General features: G+C 69.0%; 16 protein-coding genes. 9 read left to right on the top strand and 7 right to left on the bottom strand.

Annotation, left to right across the window (positions count from 1 at the left end; all coding sequences use genetic code 11):
- Positions 1–15: 15 nt before the first annotated feature.
- Positions 16–1,125 carry a M20/M25/M40 family metallo-hydrolase gene (locus tag LNW73_RS33305; RefSeq protein ID WP_250993118.1) on the bottom strand — a complete coding sequence of 370 codons (1,110 nt, stop codon included), beginning with the start codon at positions 1,123–1,125 and terminating at the stop codon, positions 16–18.
- Between the two features lie 218 nt (positions 1,126–1,343).
- On the opposite strand from LNW73_RS33305, the gene LNW73_RS33300 reads away from it, so the two are divergent.
- A complete protein-coding gene (locus tag LNW73_RS33300) occupies positions 1,344–2,243 on the top strand; it encodes a LysR family transcriptional regulator (RefSeq protein WP_250992548.1) in 900 nt (299 codons plus the stop codon).
- A 60-nt stretch (positions 2,244–2,303) separates the two neighbouring features.
- Here the strand turns inward: LNW73_RS33300 and LNW73_RS33295 are convergent, their stop codons facing one another.
- Positions 2,304–3,392 carry a hypothetical protein gene (locus tag LNW73_RS33295; protein ID WP_250992547.1) on the bottom strand — a complete coding sequence of 363 codons (1,089 nt, stop codon included), beginning with the start codon at positions 3,390–3,392 and terminating at the stop codon, positions 2,304–2,306.
- 164 nt (positions 3,393–3,556) lie between these two features.
- A complete protein-coding gene (locus tag LNW73_RS33290; RefSeq protein ID WP_250992546.1) occupies positions 3,557–4,357 on the bottom strand; it encodes a hypothetical protein in 801 nt (266 codons plus the stop codon).
- 305 nt (positions 4,358–4,662) lie between these two features.
- Here LNW73_RS33290 and LNW73_RS33285 point away from each other — a divergent pair, with 305 nt between their 5' ends.
- From LNW73_RS33285 to LNW73_RS33265, 5 genes are all read left to right on the top strand, one after another.
- The gene (locus tag LNW73_RS33285; protein ID WP_250992545.1) at positions 4,663–5,430 is read left to right on the top strand and encodes an NPP1 family protein; all 768 of its coding nucleotides are present in this window, start codon (positions 4,663–4,665) and stop codon (positions 5,428–5,430) included.
- Positions 5,431–5,774: 344 nt separating this feature from the next.
- Complete coding sequence (locus LNW73_RS33280) at positions 5,775–6,371, top strand: TetR/AcrR family transcriptional regulator (RefSeq protein ID WP_250992544.1); 597 nt, start codon at positions 5,775–5,777, stop codon at positions 6,369–6,371.
- Positions 6,368–7,282: an SDR family oxidoreductase gene (locus tag LNW73_RS33275; protein WP_250992543.1), complete on the top strand. Its 915-nt coding sequence runs from the start codon at positions 6,368–6,370 to the stop codon at positions 7,280–7,282. The genes LNW73_RS33280 and LNW73_RS33275 overlap by 4 nt, the downstream gene beginning before the upstream one ends.
- A 292-nt stretch (positions 7,283–7,574) precedes the next feature.
- On the top strand, positions 7,575–8,351 hold the full coding sequence (locus LNW73_RS33270) for a polysaccharide lyase family 7 protein (protein WP_250992542.1): 777 nt from the start codon (positions 7,575–7,577) through the stop codon (positions 8,349–8,351).
- A gap of 140 nt (positions 8,352–8,491) precedes the next feature.
- Complete coding sequence (locus LNW73_RS33265) at positions 8,492–9,367, top strand: RICIN domain-containing protein (protein WP_250992541.1); 876 nt, start codon at positions 8,492–8,494, stop codon at positions 9,365–9,367.
- Here LNW73_RS33265 and LNW73_RS36140 read toward each other — a convergent pair.
- Both LNW73_RS36140 and LNW73_RS33260 read right to left on the bottom strand, forming a co-directional pair.
- Complete coding sequence (locus LNW73_RS36140) at positions 9,364–9,498, bottom strand: hypothetical protein (protein ID WP_285392031.1); 135 nt, start codon at positions 9,496–9,498, stop codon at positions 9,364–9,366. The two genes, LNW73_RS33265 and LNW73_RS36140, sit on opposite strands and share 4 nt — an antisense overlap.
- Before the next feature lie 10 nt (positions 9,499–9,508).
- Entirely contained in the window at positions 9,509–10,108 is a 600-nt protein-coding gene (locus LNW73_RS33260; protein ID WP_250992540.1) for an isochorismatase family protein, read from the bottom strand.
- A 125-nt stretch (positions 10,109–10,233) separates the two neighbouring features.
- Between LNW73_RS33260 and LNW73_RS33255 the strand changes: the two genes are divergently transcribed.
- Both LNW73_RS33255 and LNW73_RS33250 read left to right on the top strand, forming a co-directional pair.
- Complete coding sequence (locus LNW73_RS33255) at positions 10,234–11,472, top strand: GDSL-type esterase/lipase family protein (protein ID WP_250992539.1); 1,239 nt, start codon at positions 10,234–10,236, stop codon at positions 11,470–11,472.
- Positions 11,473–11,573: 101 nt separating this feature from the next.
- Entirely contained in the window at positions 11,574–12,143 is a 570-nt protein-coding gene (locus tag LNW73_RS33250; protein ID WP_250992538.1) for a GNAT family N-acetyltransferase, read from the top strand.
- 97 nt (positions 12,144–12,240) lie between these two features.
- Here the strand turns inward: LNW73_RS33250 and hypB are convergent, their stop codons facing one another.
- Together hypB and LNW73_RS33240 are read right to left on the bottom strand one after the other, a co-directional pair.
- Positions 12,241–12,891 (bottom strand): hydrogenase nickel incorporation protein HypB, encoded by a 651-nt coding sequence (gene hypB, locus LNW73_RS33245; RefSeq protein ID WP_250992537.1) that lies wholly within the window; start codon positions 12,889–12,891, stop codon positions 12,241–12,243.
- Positions 12,892–12,954: 63 nt separating this feature from the next.
- A complete protein-coding gene (locus LNW73_RS33240; RefSeq protein ID WP_250973972.1) occupies positions 12,955–13,284 on the bottom strand; it encodes a hydrogenase maturation nickel metallochaperone HypA/HybF in 330 nt (109 codons plus the stop codon).
- A gap of 278 nt (positions 13,285–13,562) precedes the next feature.
- Here LNW73_RS33240 and LNW73_RS33235 point away from each other — a divergent pair, with 278 nt between their 5' ends.
- Entirely contained in the window at positions 13,563–14,618 is a 1,056-nt protein-coding gene (locus tag LNW73_RS33235) for a hydrogenase expression protein HypE (protein ID WP_138351533.1), read from the top strand.
- Positions 14,619–14,633: the final 15 nt, after the last annotated feature.

The raw sequence follows: 14,633 nt of genomic DNA, 5'->3' as shown, positions 1-14,633 counted from the left end.
TCGATCGGTCAGGGATCATCGCTGTGTCCGCTCGATCAGTCGGGCGAGCAGCCGGGTGCGGGGAATGATTCGGGCGACCACGACGTGTTCGGAATCCGCGTGGGCGCCGCTGCCGACGCCACCCAGGCCGTCCAGCGTGGGGCAGCCCACGCCCGCGGTGTAGTTGCCGTCCGACGCACCGCCGACGGCGATCCCCCGCAGCGGCTCCTGACCCAGTTCCTCGGCGATTCCCGCGGCGAGGGCGAACAGTTCGGCGGACGATTCCGGTTCCATGGGCGGTCGTCTCCTGCCGCCCAGCACCTCCAGCCGCGCCCCGTCCGTCCTGGCGGTCAGCCCCCGCATGAGCGCGTCCGTCCGGTCCTGCGCCGCCGGACTCGGCACCCGGACGTCCACCGATATCCTCGCGAGCGCGGGCACCGTGTTCAGTGTGCTGCCGGCGGAGAGGAGCGTGGGCGTGATGGTCGCGGCTCCCGGAGCGGAGCCGGCATCACTCGTGGCGTCCGTGTTGACGGAAGCCGCCAACTCAGTGATGGCCAGGACCTGGTGGGCCGCCTCGATCGCGGCGTTGACTCCCTTGTGCGGCTCAAGACCGGCGTGTGCGGCCTTGCCGTGCACCACTACCTCGTAGCGTGCCGTGCCCTTGCGGGCCGTCTTCAGCGCACCCTGTTCGTTCGCGGCAGCCTCCAGGACGAACGCGGCGGCGCAGCCACGCGCGGACTGCTCGATCAGCCCCCGCGAGGTCGGCGATCCCACTTCCTCGTCCCCGTTGACCAGCACGCACACGCCCTCCAGGGACGGCAGCGACGCCACTGCGTGGAACATCTGCACCAGCCCCGCCTTCATGTCCAGGACCCCCGGGCCCCGGGCCACCCCGTCCACCACCGACCAAGGGTGGCTGCGCAACGACCCCATCGGCCACACGGTGTCGTGATGCCCCACCAGCAGCACCCGCGGCGTGCCGAACACCCACCGCAGGTGCGTGACGCCCTCGATCACGATCCGCTCCGGCTCGGCGCCCAGCAGTCGGGCGCCCAGCGCACCGACCACCTCGGCGCTGCGGGCCAGGGCCGCATGGTCGGCGGAGAAGGACTCGCAGACGACGAGTTCCTCCAGGTCGGCCAGCATCGCCGTCAGCTCGGTCACCGCTCCCGCGGTCACCGGCCCGGCTCCATCTCGACCCGCAGTAACACCAGCACGCTGCCTCCTCGGATGTGAACTCACGGGTGACGGCATCGCCGCGTTCCGGTCCGACGGACGCGACCACGGCCACAGGTGTGACGCTAGGACGGGCCAAGGCATTCCACCAGCGACTAGAATGCATCGCAGCCATGCATAGGGGGAATGTGTTTCAGATCGACGCGCTGCGTCTGCTCGTCACCGTCGCCGACACGGGGTCGTTCACCCAGGCCGCGGACCGGCTCAACTACACACAGTCCGCGGTGTCCCGCCGGATCGCCTCGCTCGAACAGCGGGCGGGCGGGCCGCTGTTCGAGCGGCTCCCCCGTGGCGTACGGCTGAATCCCGCGGGACATGCGCTGCACCGCCACGCCGTGGACGTGCTCGATCGGCTGGCGCGGGCGGAGCGGGAGGTCGCCGCCATCCACGCGGGGCACGGCGGGACGCTGCGGGTCGGCGCGTTCGCGACCGCGAACATCTCCCTGCTGCCCGCCGCCCTGCGAGCGTTCCAGCGGGCGCGGCCGGACATCGAGGTCATCGCCGTCGAGGGCCGCAGCAACGCGCTAATGCAGCGGCTCGCGGACGGGGCCCTCGACCTTGCCGTGGTGAGCGACTATCCGTCCGGACTTCCGACGGCCGAGGGCGTCACGACGACCCAACTGCTGCAGGACGAGCTGCTCGTCGTCCTCCCCCGTGAGCACCCGCTGGCCGCGACCGCCACGATCGACCTACGCGACCTGCGCGACGAGGCGTGGCTCCAGGACCCGCCCGCCGGCCGCCCGACCCTCCTCGACGACGCCTGTGCCCGGGCGGGTTTCACTCCCCGGAAGCTCATCAGAATCGCCGAGTGGACCGGGAAGTTCGGCTACGCCGCCGCCGGCCTGGGCGTCGCGCTGGTCCCGTCACTGGCCGCGTGGGCGGTCCCGGCCGAACTCGTTCTGCGCCCGCTCGACGGGCTGCTCCCCCACCGGACCATCCACACCGCACTACCCGCCACCCCGCTGCCCGCGGCCCTCACCCTGCGGGATCAGCTGCACGCGACCGCTGATGGGACCGCCGTCCGCTGAGAACCGCCCGACCGGACGTCAGAGGACTCGCGTCAGCGGCCTCGAGTCAGAAGTCTCGCGTCAGCGGGCGCCGCGCTGCGTGACTCGACCCAGAGCGTCCGCGAGCAGGAAGGCCGACCGGTGAGCGTCCGTTACGGTCACGCGGAACAGCAGAGCCTTGGTCTTCGGGTCGTGGTCGACATCGATGCGCCAGGTGCCGGCGTCGCTGACACCGAGGGTGGTGCGCGCCTCGCGGACCAGGCCGGGGAGCCGTTCGTACGGGAGGGTCCGCAGGTCGATCGGCGGGTGAGCGGCGGTCGACTCTCCAGATCCGACACCGCGGGCCGACATCCGGTGGTCCTCGATGGTGAATTCGACGGCCATCGGCGAGTGTGTCGCGATCATCTCGGCGGCGGTGCGGCGCATCCGTCCGTCCTGCAGCATCGACTCCGAGGTCTGCGCGGTCGTCGTGCTCGACGAGGAAGTGGTCGTTGAGGACGAAGAGCTCCCCGTTCCGCCGGACTTCACCCCGCCCGTGTGCTCATCGCGGAACAGTTCCGCGCGGAACAGCAGAACGACGATCGCCGCACCGATGAGAATCCCCGCGACGCCGATCAGGCAGCACGAACCCCACTTGGTCGGATCCTTCACCAGACTGGACTCCGGGGCAGAGTCCAGCAACGCCTCGGCCGCCCTGGCCGCCCACTCCTGGTCCGGTTCGGTGATGATCCTGACGGACCACGGCTCATCGGCGGGGTACTCGACCACCACGATGCCGCGCGGCCGGTAGTCGGGGACGTCGACCAGGTTGATCGGCTGGGAGAACTCGACCCGGTACGCCGCCCGGTCGTCCGGCGCCACCGTCAGGACGAACCTGATCGGAACGTCCGCCGACTCACCGCTGGTGGCGCGCCGGCTCTCGATCATGGCCAGGGCCCGGTGCTTCTCCTGAGGTGGCCTCCGCGCACGCTTCAGCCGCCCCGCGACGGTCATGGCCGCGAACGTGACAACGAGGAGCCCGCCGCCGACACACCACAGCGCCACGTTCCCGATGACGATCCCGACGACGACGCACGCCACCGCGGCACCGGCCACCGCGGCGGCCGCGAATCCGCGGATCAGCACAACCGGTCCTGCGCCATGGGGAGCGGGGGCTTCAGTGATCGTCACGGTGCGATTGTGCCGTGAACCGGCGGCCACCGAAAGATCTTTCCGCAGACCACCGGCGGAACATTCGATTTCCCTCCGGAAACCGCATCGACCCCATCGGCCGCATCGACGGTACCGATCGCACGGCAACAGAAGGAACGGCGGGAACCGAAGGAACGGAATGGCTAGGCGAGCGTGATGACATGGCGCGTGGAGAATTCCTCACCGACGCCCTCGCCGTCCGGTCCGTACACGAACTCGGCCAGAAAGGGATTGCGGTTGGCGGTCGCCAGCGGCAGCCACGCCAGCAGGTTGCCGTACCCCCCGCAGACCGCCTCCCCGCCGTCACCACCGTGAACGGCGGTCACGTCACTGCTCAGTTCGGTGCGGTAGACGTCGTAGGCGATGCGCAGCCCGAAGGCACTCAGCTCATGCTGGGGACCGTTGTCGTCCTCGTACGGCGTCCCGTCGAGGGAGCACTCGTCGCCCCACCGGAAGAGGGTGGCCGCTCCGGCTCCGCAGGCGTACTCCCACTCGTCGGCGCTGGGCATCCGCACGCCGTTCTTTGCCAGCAGGGCCGGCATGTCGGCGGGCAGCTCGGTGAGGTCCTCGTCCTCGACGCTCATGAGCATCGAGACCAACGTGACGGTCCGGCGCGGACTGACCAGCTCGGCGAGATGGGCTTTCAGGTCCGATCCGTAGCCGAAGCCCTCTTCCATGCTCTCCGCGTAGTCGGCGAGTTGCCCCGGTGTCGGCTGCCAGGCGTCGACGTCGAAGCCGAGCGTCACCTCACCGCCGGGTATCAGAGCGAACTCCCGCCCGTCCTTCTCGATGCGGGCACGGTGCCACGGCGCGCCGAGGCGCTCGACGGCACCGACCAGGGACACGCGGCCGCCGACCCGGTCGGCGGCCAGCTGCGCGAAGCGCCGGGCGGCCGGCAGGTCGAGTGACTGCCACTGGTCAAGAGTGAGATCGGCGAGAGACATGTGAAGCAGTCTCACACGGACCACTGACACAGCCCCGGCCCGGCCAACCGGCCGCCCCCGGCGCGCGATGCATTCCCCATCGTTCAGCAGGTCCGCAATTCATGTCCGGGACACCGGACCTTTCGTCCGGAGACTTCTGCGGCCGACGTCACCGTCGTAGAGTTGCCCAATTCCCGGCCAGGAATCCGGGCGAGAATGTCTCACCCCATATGTATTGCTATGGAGTTGATGTGCGCAGCATGCTGTCGTCGACGACAATCCCCGGAACAGCGGCGATCCGCCGCCCGATGCGTCCGATGCGTCCGATGCGCCAGGGAAGGTTCCGCCGGTCCGCGCTCGCAAGCGTCCTCAGCGCGGCGGCTCTGGTGATGGTGGTCCCCACCGACGCGAGCGCCTCCATCCTCCAGTCGCTGCCGCAGAACGCCGACGGTCTCGAGCAGTCCTTCTCCCCGGCCTTCGACTACGACGGGGACGGCTGCTACGCGACCGCCGCCATCGGCACCGACGGCACCCTCAACCCCGGCCTGAAGCCGGGCGGGGATGTGAACGGCCACTGCCACGACTACCCCCAGCTCGCGAACTCCAACACGTACTCGCGCGAGAAGTGCAACAACGGCTGGTGCGCGGTCGTGTACGCCGGCTACTTCGAGAAGGACCAGGCCACCCTCGGACCCGCGGCCATCGGACACCGGCACGACTGGGAACACGTCGTGGTGTGGATCAACGACAACCAGGTCCAGTACGTCTCGACGTCGCAGCACAGCGGCTGGAAGTGGTATCCCCGTTCGTCGGTGCGTTTCGACGGCAGCCACCCGAAGGTCGTCTACAACAAGGACGGCGCCTCGACCCACTTCTTCCGCCTGGCGAACAACAACGACGAACCGCCGGAGAACGTCACCGGTGGCTGGTTCTATCCCCGCCTCGTCGGCTGGAACGGCTACCCGACGGGCCTGCGCGACAAGCTCATGAACGCGAACTTCGGCGACGCCACGATCAAGATTTCGGACAGCACCTTCAACGACGCCCTCAACAACTCCAAGCCTGCCGGGATCCCGTTCGACCCCCACGCCTGACACCGGATCGGCCGTCCGGGGCCGTAGGTCCGACGGCTGCGCGCGCTGCGCAGGTGTTCGACTCTTTTCGGTTGATTCTCGGCCACATTCCCCAGGTACGGTAGCCGTGCGTAGAGCACTCGCGTACGTTCAGTTCTCGTTGCACATGGCCAGCAGCGACAGCGGGGGTCTGGCCGTCGTCCCGTGGGGGGAACGGCGGCCGGACCTCCGGCTCTCCCCTCGCATTCACCCGCCTCGTCGGCGACCGCCCCGCCACACTTGCGGCGCGGACGACCAGGCGCTTTAATAAATGGACGTTCATTTACTAACTGGAGGGAGTCATGGTGACAGGACGCCCTCGGGGAGTGGATGACGCAGTGATCCTGCGTACGACAGCTGAGGTGGTCGGCCGGGTAGGTCCCGCGGGACTCACCCTGGCGGTCGTGGCCCGGGAGGTGGGGATGGTCCCCGCCACGCTCGTGCAGCGGTTCGGCTCCAAGCGCGGTCTGCTGCTGGCGCTCGCCGAGCAGTCCGCGAAGGATGCCGGCGCGCTCTTCGGACGTACGCGATCCGAGCACGAGCCGGCTCTTGAGGCCCTGGTGACGCTGACGGTGGAGTCGATGGCCCCCATGGCCTCGCCCGAGATGTACGCCAACCACCTGGCCTTCCTGTGCATCGACCTGACCGATCCGCAGTTCCACCAGCACGCACTGGCCGTTCACCAGGTCCAGGGGCAGGCAGTGGAGAGCCTGCTGGCAGAGGCGGTTTCCACCGGCGCGCTCCGCACCGGAACGGACGTCGTGGCACTGGCCCGGTCCGTGCAGGCGGCCACCGCCGGCACCGGCCTGATGTGGGCACTCGACCGGCAGGGCACGCTCGCACAACGGCTCCGGCAAGGGATCGACACCGCGCTCTCCCCCCACCTCCAGCCGCCCGACCGATCCACCCTGGAGCAGCCGTGACCAACGAGGAGATCCGGCCGCTGACCGGAAAAGTGGCCCTGGTCGCCGGGGGCACCCGGGGCGGTGGGCGGGGTGTCGCCGTAGCCCTCGGCGCCGCGGGCGCGACGGTGTACGTCACCGGCCGCAGCAGCGCGGCCGGACGCTCCGACCTGGACCGGCCGGAGACCATCGAGGCCACCGCGCAGGCGGTCACCGCCGCCGGAGGCCTCGGCATCCCGGTGCGCACCGACCACAGCAGGCCGGAGGAGGTCCGCGTCCTGGTCGAGCGGATCGAGGCGGAGCAGAGCGGGCAGTTGGACGTCCTGGTCAACTCCGTGTGGGGCGGCGATCCGCTCACCGACTGGGAACACCCGCTGTGGGAGCAGGACCTGGACACCGGGATCCGGCTGCTGCGGCAGGCGGTCGAGACGCACGTCATCACCAGCCGTTTCGCGCTGCCGCTGATGGTCGCCCGCAAGCGCGGCCTGGTGGTGGAGGTCACCGACGGCAACACCGCCCGCTATCGCGGATCGTTCTTCTACGATCTGGCGAAGTCCTCCGTGATCCGCCTCGCCGTCGCGCAGGCGGCCGAACTGAAACCGCACGGCGTCGCCGCCGTCGCGATCACCCCGGGCTTCCTGCGCTCGGAGGCACTGCTGGAGCACTTCGGCGTCACCGAGGACAACTGGCGCGACGGGGTCGCCAAGGACCCGAACTTCGCACACTCCGAGACCCCGGCCTATCTGGGAAGGGCGATCGTCGCGCTGGCCGCCGACCCCGACATCATGACCAAGAGCGGTCGGGCGCTGGCCACCTGGGGCCTGTACCAGGAGTACGGATTCACCGACGCGGACGGTACACAGCCGGACTTCGCCGCTCACTGGGCCGCGTCCCTGGAGCAGGAGTACGGGCCGCTCGGCGAGCCGCTCTGACGGCACCGGGTCGCCACCCCGGCGTCCGCCGAGCAGCTCGACGTCCACGGATGTGAACTCTGCGCGGTACGCCCCGAATGCGCGACGCCGAGTGCCCACACTGCCGCAACTCCGGGAAACACAGCCCTCGCCGCGCTCGCATTCCCCGACCACGAAGCTCTGAACTGCGGGAATGAACTCTACGCGCGGAGACCGTCGTTGACGGCGCGACAGGGCCGTGCTATTCAGATCTGGCGCACCGTTGGACTAGACCTAGTTCACGTCCTTGAACAAGCGCTGGAAGGCCCCCCACATGAAACTTCGCTCCAAAGTCCTCGCTCTGGCCACCGCGGCGGGCATAGCCGGCACGCTCGGCCTGCTGGGCGCCAACGCCGACGCGGCGTCCCCCTCCGTCGCGCCCGGTGGCAACTTCAACCTGTCCGTATGGCAGTTGCAGGAGCCGGTCGGCTCCCCCGGCTCGCCGACCACCATCTCGTCGTCCCGGCTCCAGGGTCCGAACGGGTTCCAGGACTCGTACTTCTACACCGACACCCGCGACGGAGCCATGACCTTCTGGGCGCCGGAGAAGGGCGTCACCACCCCCAACTCCAACTACGCCCGTTCCGAACTCCGTGAGATGAACGCCAACGGCAGTTCGGCGAACTGGTCACTCAGCGGCGCCCACCAGCTCAACGCGACGCTGCGCGTGGTGTCCGTGACGTCGAACGTCTGCGTCGGACAGATCCACCTCGGCACCGGTGGCTCCTCCACGAAGCCGCTGATCGAGCTCTACTACCACTCCAACGGCGACATCGTCGCGGGCCTCGAGAACTCGCCCTCCGGCGGCCAGACACCGCACACCGTGGGCCATGTCGCGGTCGGCAAGACGTGGAGCTACACGATCGCCGTCTCCGGCGGTCACACGATCGACCTGACGGTCAACGGCAGCACGACGCACTACGCGATCCCGTCGTCCTTCAACCCGTACAAGCAGTACTTCAAGGCCGGCTCGTACAACCAGTCGTCCTCCGACAGCACCACCAAGGGCGCACGAGTCGCCTTCTACGGGCTGACCGTCTCCCACAGCTGAGCGGTCCCCGGTACAGCACGCGAAAGGCCCGGTGCCCAGGCGGATCCCCTGGGGCGTTGCGACGCGAAACGCGACACCGGGCCTTTCGCAGGTGCACGGGGGCGGCCCTGACCGGATCACGCTGCTCCGCTCGCGGCACCGTGGACGGGCATCCCGCGCTCACCTACCGTGGCGACGACACCGGGGAGGGCGACGTGACGGTCAGGATCATCCGCGGCGCGGGCAGGTACGCCTGCCCGGAGGACTACTGGGCGCTGTACGACGACGCCGACTTCAACGAGGGGAACAGGTCCGGCGAGATCCTGATCTCCGACCAGAGCATCGCCGATCTCCAGGACCACGGCTTCAACGACCGCGCCTCGTCGATCGTGAACCACACGCGGTACCACGTCGGTTGCTTCGACCACGCGGACTTCGGGGGCCGGGAGATCGGACTGGACCCGGGACAGGGCCTGGCCGGTGTCCGGAGGAGCGGATCCAAGGGTGCGGGCCTCCTCGACGACTGTCCGATCGAGGACCTGAACGACGCGGTCTCCTCGGTACGGCTCGAGGAACCCGCCCCGCAGCTCGTCTCGCTCACCGCCGGGACCTACACCCTGGTCAACGTCAACAGCGGCAAAGCACTCGACGTCGTGAACGCCGCCTCGGCCTCCGGCGCCAACGTCCAGCAGTACCAACCCAACGGGTCCAAAGCCCAGTTGTGGCGTCTCAACCCGCTCGGCGACGGCGTCCACATCGTGATCAGCGCCAACAGCGGCAAGGCTCTGGACGTGAGCGGCGCCGGCACGCACAACGGCGCCAACGTCCAACAGTGGGAGGCCAACGGCTCCAACGCCCAGAAGTGGCTGATCCACCGGCTGGCGAGCGGCAGTCACACCCTGACGAACGTCAACAGCGGCAGGGTCCTCGACGTCGACAACGCCAGCACGGCCAACCACGCCAACGTCCAGCAGTGGGAGAACAACCAGACCGACGCCCAGAAGTGGCTCCTGAACAGAGTCGGCGGACTGCCCTAGCAGGGCGGCGGGCCCTGTTCGATACGGCGCGGCACCGGTTCGAGCCGGTCGAGGAAGTTCGGAATGCTGATCGGGAAGCGCGTTCCCGCATCCTGCCCCTTCGCGGCAGGCGCGGCGATCAGGCCGCACACGATTCCACGATCAGTCGCGGGTGGCACCACCGGACCGCGAGGGCGGGGCCGCGAACGTCACGTCCGAGGCGTGGGCGATCACCTCGGCCTCGTTGCCGAGGGCCCATTCGGCGACCCGTGAGACCGTGGCGGCCGGGATCCCGTCGCTGATTCCGGGAGCCGCCGGGATGTCCTGCGTCGCGTGGGCGTCGTGCGGCAGGACCACCCGGTACCCCAGCGCCAGGGCCGTGCGGGCCGTCGCCTGGACACACATCTCGGACATCACTCCGCAGACGGCGAGCGCCCGCACCCCGGAGTCGGTCAACAGGGTGCCCAGCGGGGTTCCGTGGAAGCCATCGTCCTTGGGCTTGCGGATCACGACCTCCGCGGGGCCGGCCTCGATGGGGTGGTGGAGCTCCCAGCCGGGCGTGTGGGGCTCGTCCTCCGCTCCGGCCGGACCGTCGTTCTGGAGATGGACGATGAGCGCACCGCTCTTCCGGGCCCGTGCGATCAGATCCGTCGTCCGGTCCACGATCCGCTCCGCCGCGGGCACCGCCCCCTCACCGGAGACGAAGGCCGACTGAACGTCGACAACGATCAGGCTCTCCACGGGAGGCACATGATTGCTCATGGCGCCCATCATGACCGGCGACGTTGCGCACCTCCACCGGATTCTGACGGCCTTCGACGCCGGGCTCGGGGCAGCGGCCGGGTAAATCATGTGCGCACCACGTATCCGGTTGACAAGGTGGGACCATGACCTCTCAGCACGACCCCGTCCCCGGCTCCTCCACCCCGCCCCAGGACACGGAGCCCCAAGGCACGGACTGGACCACCACGCCCATCACGGCGGACCTCCTGCGCGGCGCGCTCGACGTGGAGTTCACCGAGCACGGCGTGCTGCCGCACCGGCTGCCCGCGCGGGCCCGCGCGCAGTGCTCCGACGGGCAGCTGGCCATGGTGGAGGCCCAGCCTTCCGGCGTTCGGCTGGTGTTCCGCACCCGGGCCACCACGGTCGAGCTGGACACTCTCCGCACCAAGATGTCCTACCAGGGCGCCCCGCCCCGTCCTGACGGCGTGTACGACCTGCTCGTCGACGGCCACCTCGCCGGGCAGGCGAGTGCGACCGGCGGCAATGTGCTGCTGGTGGACATGACCACCGGGTCGGTGGAGAGCCGGCCGGGCCCGGTCGGCACCGTCCGGTTCCCCGGTCTGCCCGACCGGATGAAGAACGTCGAGATCTGGCTGCCCTACAACGAGATCACCCGGCTGGTAAGCCTGCGCACCGATGCCCCGGTGGAGGCGGCGCCGGCGGACGGCCGCCGTGTGTGGCTGCACCACGGCAGTTCGATCAGCCACGGCTCCGACGCCGCGAGCCCCACCACGACCTGGCCGGCGCTGGCCGCCTCCCTCGGTGGCGTGGCGCTGATCAACCTCGGTCTGGGCGGCAGCGCCCTGCTCGATCCGTTCACCGCCCGCGCCCTGCGGGACACCCCCGCGGACCTCATCAGCGTCAAGATCGGCATCAACCTGGTCAACACCGACGTGATGCGGCTGCGCGCCTTCACCCCGGCGGTGCACGGTTTCCTCGACACCATCCGCGAGGGACATCCCACCGTTCCCCTGCTGGTCGTCTCCCCCGTCCTGTGCCCCATCCACGAGGACACTCCCGGCCCCAGCGCACCGGACTTCAGCAACCTGAGCGAAGGCAGGATCCGGTTCCTGGCCGTGGGCGACCCGGCGGAACGGGCCGCCGGGAAGCTGACGCTCAACGTCATCCGGGACGAACTGGCCCGCATCGTGAAGCAGCGGGCGGTAGACGACCCGAACCTGCACTACCTCGACGGCCGCGACCTCTACGGTGAGGCGGACTTCGCCGAGCTGCCGCTGCCCGACCAGCTCCACCCGGACGCGGCCGCGCACCACCGCATGGGCGAACGCTTCGCCGCCCTGGCCTTCGGCACCGGCCGGCCGTTCGCGGGCGAGCGGGACTGAGCCGCTCGCCCCGCACCGGAGGGTTCCCGGGGCAGCGCCGAGAAGCACGGGTGGCCGTGCGAGGATCCATGGACCGCGCAGGACCGCCGAGGAGGACGAGAATGTTCGCGACATCGCTGGGTGACGGAGCCGAACTGCGGCCGCTGGAACCCTGGCAGGCCGAGGAGTTCCTCGCCCACATGGACCGCGGCCGCGAATACATCGGCCAGCACGTCGGGCTTCCCGACGCCACCGCCGACCTCGAATCGGCGCGGAACTGGCTCCAGTCCTACGCCGACAAGACCGCCGCCGACGCCGGCCGGCTGTACGGCATCTGGCTCGACGGGCTCCTCGTGGGCGGCGTCCTCTTCCGGGTCTTCGACGCGAAGGCCGAGACCTGTGAGGCCGGTTGCTGGCTGGAGCCGGCCGCCGCCGGCCGCGGTCTGGTCACCCGTGCGGCACGCGTGATCATCGACTGGGCGATCGAGCAGCGCGGAATCCACCGTGTGGAGTGGCTGGTGTCCTCCAAGAACACACCGAGCATCAACGTGGCCAAGCGGCTCGGCATGAGCCGTGACGGGGTCCAGCGCGAGAGCTCCCTCTACCGGGGCATCCGGCAGGACACCGAGATCTGGTCGGTGCTCGCCCCCGAGTGGCGTGCCGCGCGTTCCGCCGACCCCTCCCGGTCCTGACTCCTCCGCCGGATCAGAGCGGCCCCTTCGGAGCCGGCCGAGCGGAAGAGCGCCCGGCCGGCCCGCCCGGTATCCCACTCGCGAGCGGTCACGTCCCTCAGTACTGCTCCGCCACCCAGTCGTACCAGTCGGCCATGCCCTCACCCGTCGTCGCCGACACGGTCAGCACCCGCACCTTCGGATTCACCGACCGCGCGTACTCCGCGCAGCGGTCGACGTCGAAATCGACGTAGGGCAGCAGATCGATCTTGTTGATGATGACCAGATCCGCTGCGGCGAACATGTACGGGTACTTCAGTGGCTTGTCCGTGCCCTCGGTGACCGAGATGATGACGACCTTGCTGCGCTCACCCAGGTCGAACAGCGCGGGGCACACCAGGTTGCCCACGTTCTCGACCAGGATCAGCGAACCGGGGGCGGGAGACAGGGTCCTCAGGGCGCCGTGCATCATCTCCGCGTCGAGATGGCATCCCGCCCCGGTGTTCACCTGGACCACCGCGCATCCGGCCCGCTTGATCCGGTCGGCGTCCAGCGTGGTCTCCTGATCGCCCTCGATGACCGACACCGCACGTCTGCCCGCGAGATCACCGATCGTTCGTTCCAGCAGCGTGGTCTTTCCGGCTCCCGGTGAACTCATCAGATTCACCGCCACGATCCCCTGGCCGGCCAGCCAGTCGCGGTTGCGCGACGCGGCATCCTCGTTCTTGGCGAGCACTCTCTGCTCCAGGGTGAGCGTCTCGCCGTTCACCGGATGGCTGTGCCCGCCCCCGGTGCCGCCGTCAGAGTCGCAGCCACAGGTACCACACATACGTCAGCCCACTTTCATCGAGATGATCTGGAGCTCCTGACCCGATGTGATCTCCACATCGGCACTGCCGCACGGGCACAGGAGGATCAGATCGGCCAGCGTGAATTCGGTGTCACACGCACGGCAATGGCCGGCGCCGGCGGGCTGGTCGATCTCCAGGCGTGCGCCTTCGGCCACTGTCCCCGCGGTGACCAGATCGAAGCAGAAGCGCATCGCGTCGGCCACCACCGCGGTCAGCATTCCCACCCGGACGGTCACCACCTGTACCGGCCGACCGGCGGCGCGTTCACATACCGCGTCGACGACGCTCTGCGTAATCGACAATTCATGCATCAGCGCCTCGCTCCAGTGTCACCATCAAAACCGAAGAATCTGCCACCGGCCGGCCCACATGCTGACCATCGGCCTTTCTCGCGCGAATCACTCGTTCGGCCCAATGTGAGCCATGAATGATTGCCGATATGCCCGCGCCCATCGAGCGGATTCCCGTGTTGACAGCGCGCTCTGACGGAGTCTAGATGGTACCAATGTGATCGACACCACACGTGTGAGCCGAAGGCGATCCCCGTAGCGCGGCGGATCAGCCGCCGGCCCCGGAAGGCGGCGGCACTATGCCGACAGAGGCTGCAATAAAAGCGGAAGAGACACTGATCCATGTTCTGTGGATCAATGCGGGTCTCAGCTGTGACGGCGATTCGGTGGCACTGACCGCCGCCACCCAGCCCAGCATCGAGGAGATCGCCCTCGGTGCCCTGCCCGGCCTGCCCCAGGTGGCCGTGCACTGGCCGCTCATCGATTTCGAATGCGGCCCCACCGGCGGCGCCGACGACTTCCTCGAGTGGTTCTTCAAGGCCGACAGAGGTGAGCTGGAACCGTTCGTCCTGGTCGTCGAGGGGTCGATCCCCAACGAGCAGCTGCACGACGAGGGCTACTGGTCGGGCTTCGGCAACGACCCCGCCACCGGTCAGCCGATGACCACCAGCGAGTGGCTCGACCGGCTGGCCCCGAAGGCCACCGCCATCGTCGCGGTCGGCACCTGTGCGACCTATGGCGGCATCCACGCCATGGCGGGCAATCCGACCGGGGCCATGGGAGTGCCGGACTATCTGGGCTGGGACTGGAAGTCCAAGGCCGGAATCCCGATCGTGTGCGTCCCCGGGTGCCCCATCCAGCCGGACAACCTTTCGGAAACCCTCACGTATCTGCTGTACATGGCCACCGACCAGGCCCCGATGATTCCCCTCGACGACGCACTGCGTCCGGCATGGCTGTTCGGCCAGACGGTGCACGAGGGCTGCGACCGGGCGGGCTACTACGAGCAGGGCGACTTCGCGACCGAATACGGTTCGCCGAAATGCATCGTCAAGCTCGGCTGCTGGGGCCCCACCGTCAAATGCAACGTGCCGAAGCGCGGCTGGATGAACGGTATCGGCGGCTGTCCCAACGTCGGTGGAATCTGCATCGGCTGCACCATGCCGGGATTCCCGGACAAGTTCATGCCCTTCATGGACGAGCCCCCCGGCGGAAAGCTCTCCACGAACACCGTCGGACTGTACGGCGCGACGATGCGGCGGCTGCGCCACATCACGACGCACACGCTCGACCGGGAGCCCAAGTGGCGCAAGCCCGGAAAAGACCTCACGACCGGTGCCACCCGCACTTGGTGACCCACCGCAACAGAC

It is taken from the genome of Streptomyces sp. RKAG337 (assembly GCF_023701715.1).
Taxonomy (GTDB): domain Bacteria; phylum Actinomycetota; class Actinomycetes; order Streptomycetales; family Streptomycetaceae; genus Actinacidiphila.
This window is presented reverse-complemented; position numbering and strand designations above follow the sequence as displayed.

Bases quoted from the DNA above. Each gene is read 5' to 3' on its own strand.
- LNW73_RS33305 (WP_250993118.1), bottom strand. From the start codon at position 1,125: ATGCTGGCCGACCTGGAGGAACTCGTCGTCTGCGAGTCCTTCTCCGCC.
- LNW73_RS33290 (WP_250992546.1), bottom strand. From the start codon at position 4,357: ATGTCTCTCGCCGATCTCACTCTTGACCAGTGGCAGTCACTCGACCTG.
- LNW73_RS33285 (WP_250992545.1), top strand. From the start codon at position 4,663: ATGCGCCAGGGAAGGTTCCGCCGGTCCGCGCTCGCAAGCGTCCTCAGC.
- LNW73_RS33270 (WP_250992542.1), top strand. From the start codon at position 7,575: ATGAAACTTCGCTCCAAAGTCCTCGCTCTGGCCACCGCGGCGGGCATA.
- LNW73_RS33260 (WP_250992540.1), bottom strand. From the start codon at position 10,108: ATGAGCAATCATGTGCCTCCCGTGGAGAGCCTGATCGTTGTCGACGTT.
- LNW73_RS33255 (WP_250992539.1), top strand. From the start codon at position 10,234: ATGACCTCTCAGCACGACCCCGTCCCCGGCTCCTCCACCCCGCCCCAG.
- LNW73_RS33250 (WP_250992538.1), top strand. From the start codon at position 11,574: ATGTTCGCGACATCGCTGGGTGACGGAGCCGAACTGCGGCCGCTGGAA.
- LNW73_RS33240 (WP_250973972.1), bottom strand. From the start codon at position 13,284: ATGCATGAATTGTCGATTACGCAGAGCGTCGTCGACGCGGTATGTGAA.
- LNW73_RS33235 (WP_138351533.1), top strand. From the start codon at position 13,563: ATGCCGACAGAGGCTGCAATAAAAGCGGAAGAGACACTGATCCATGTT.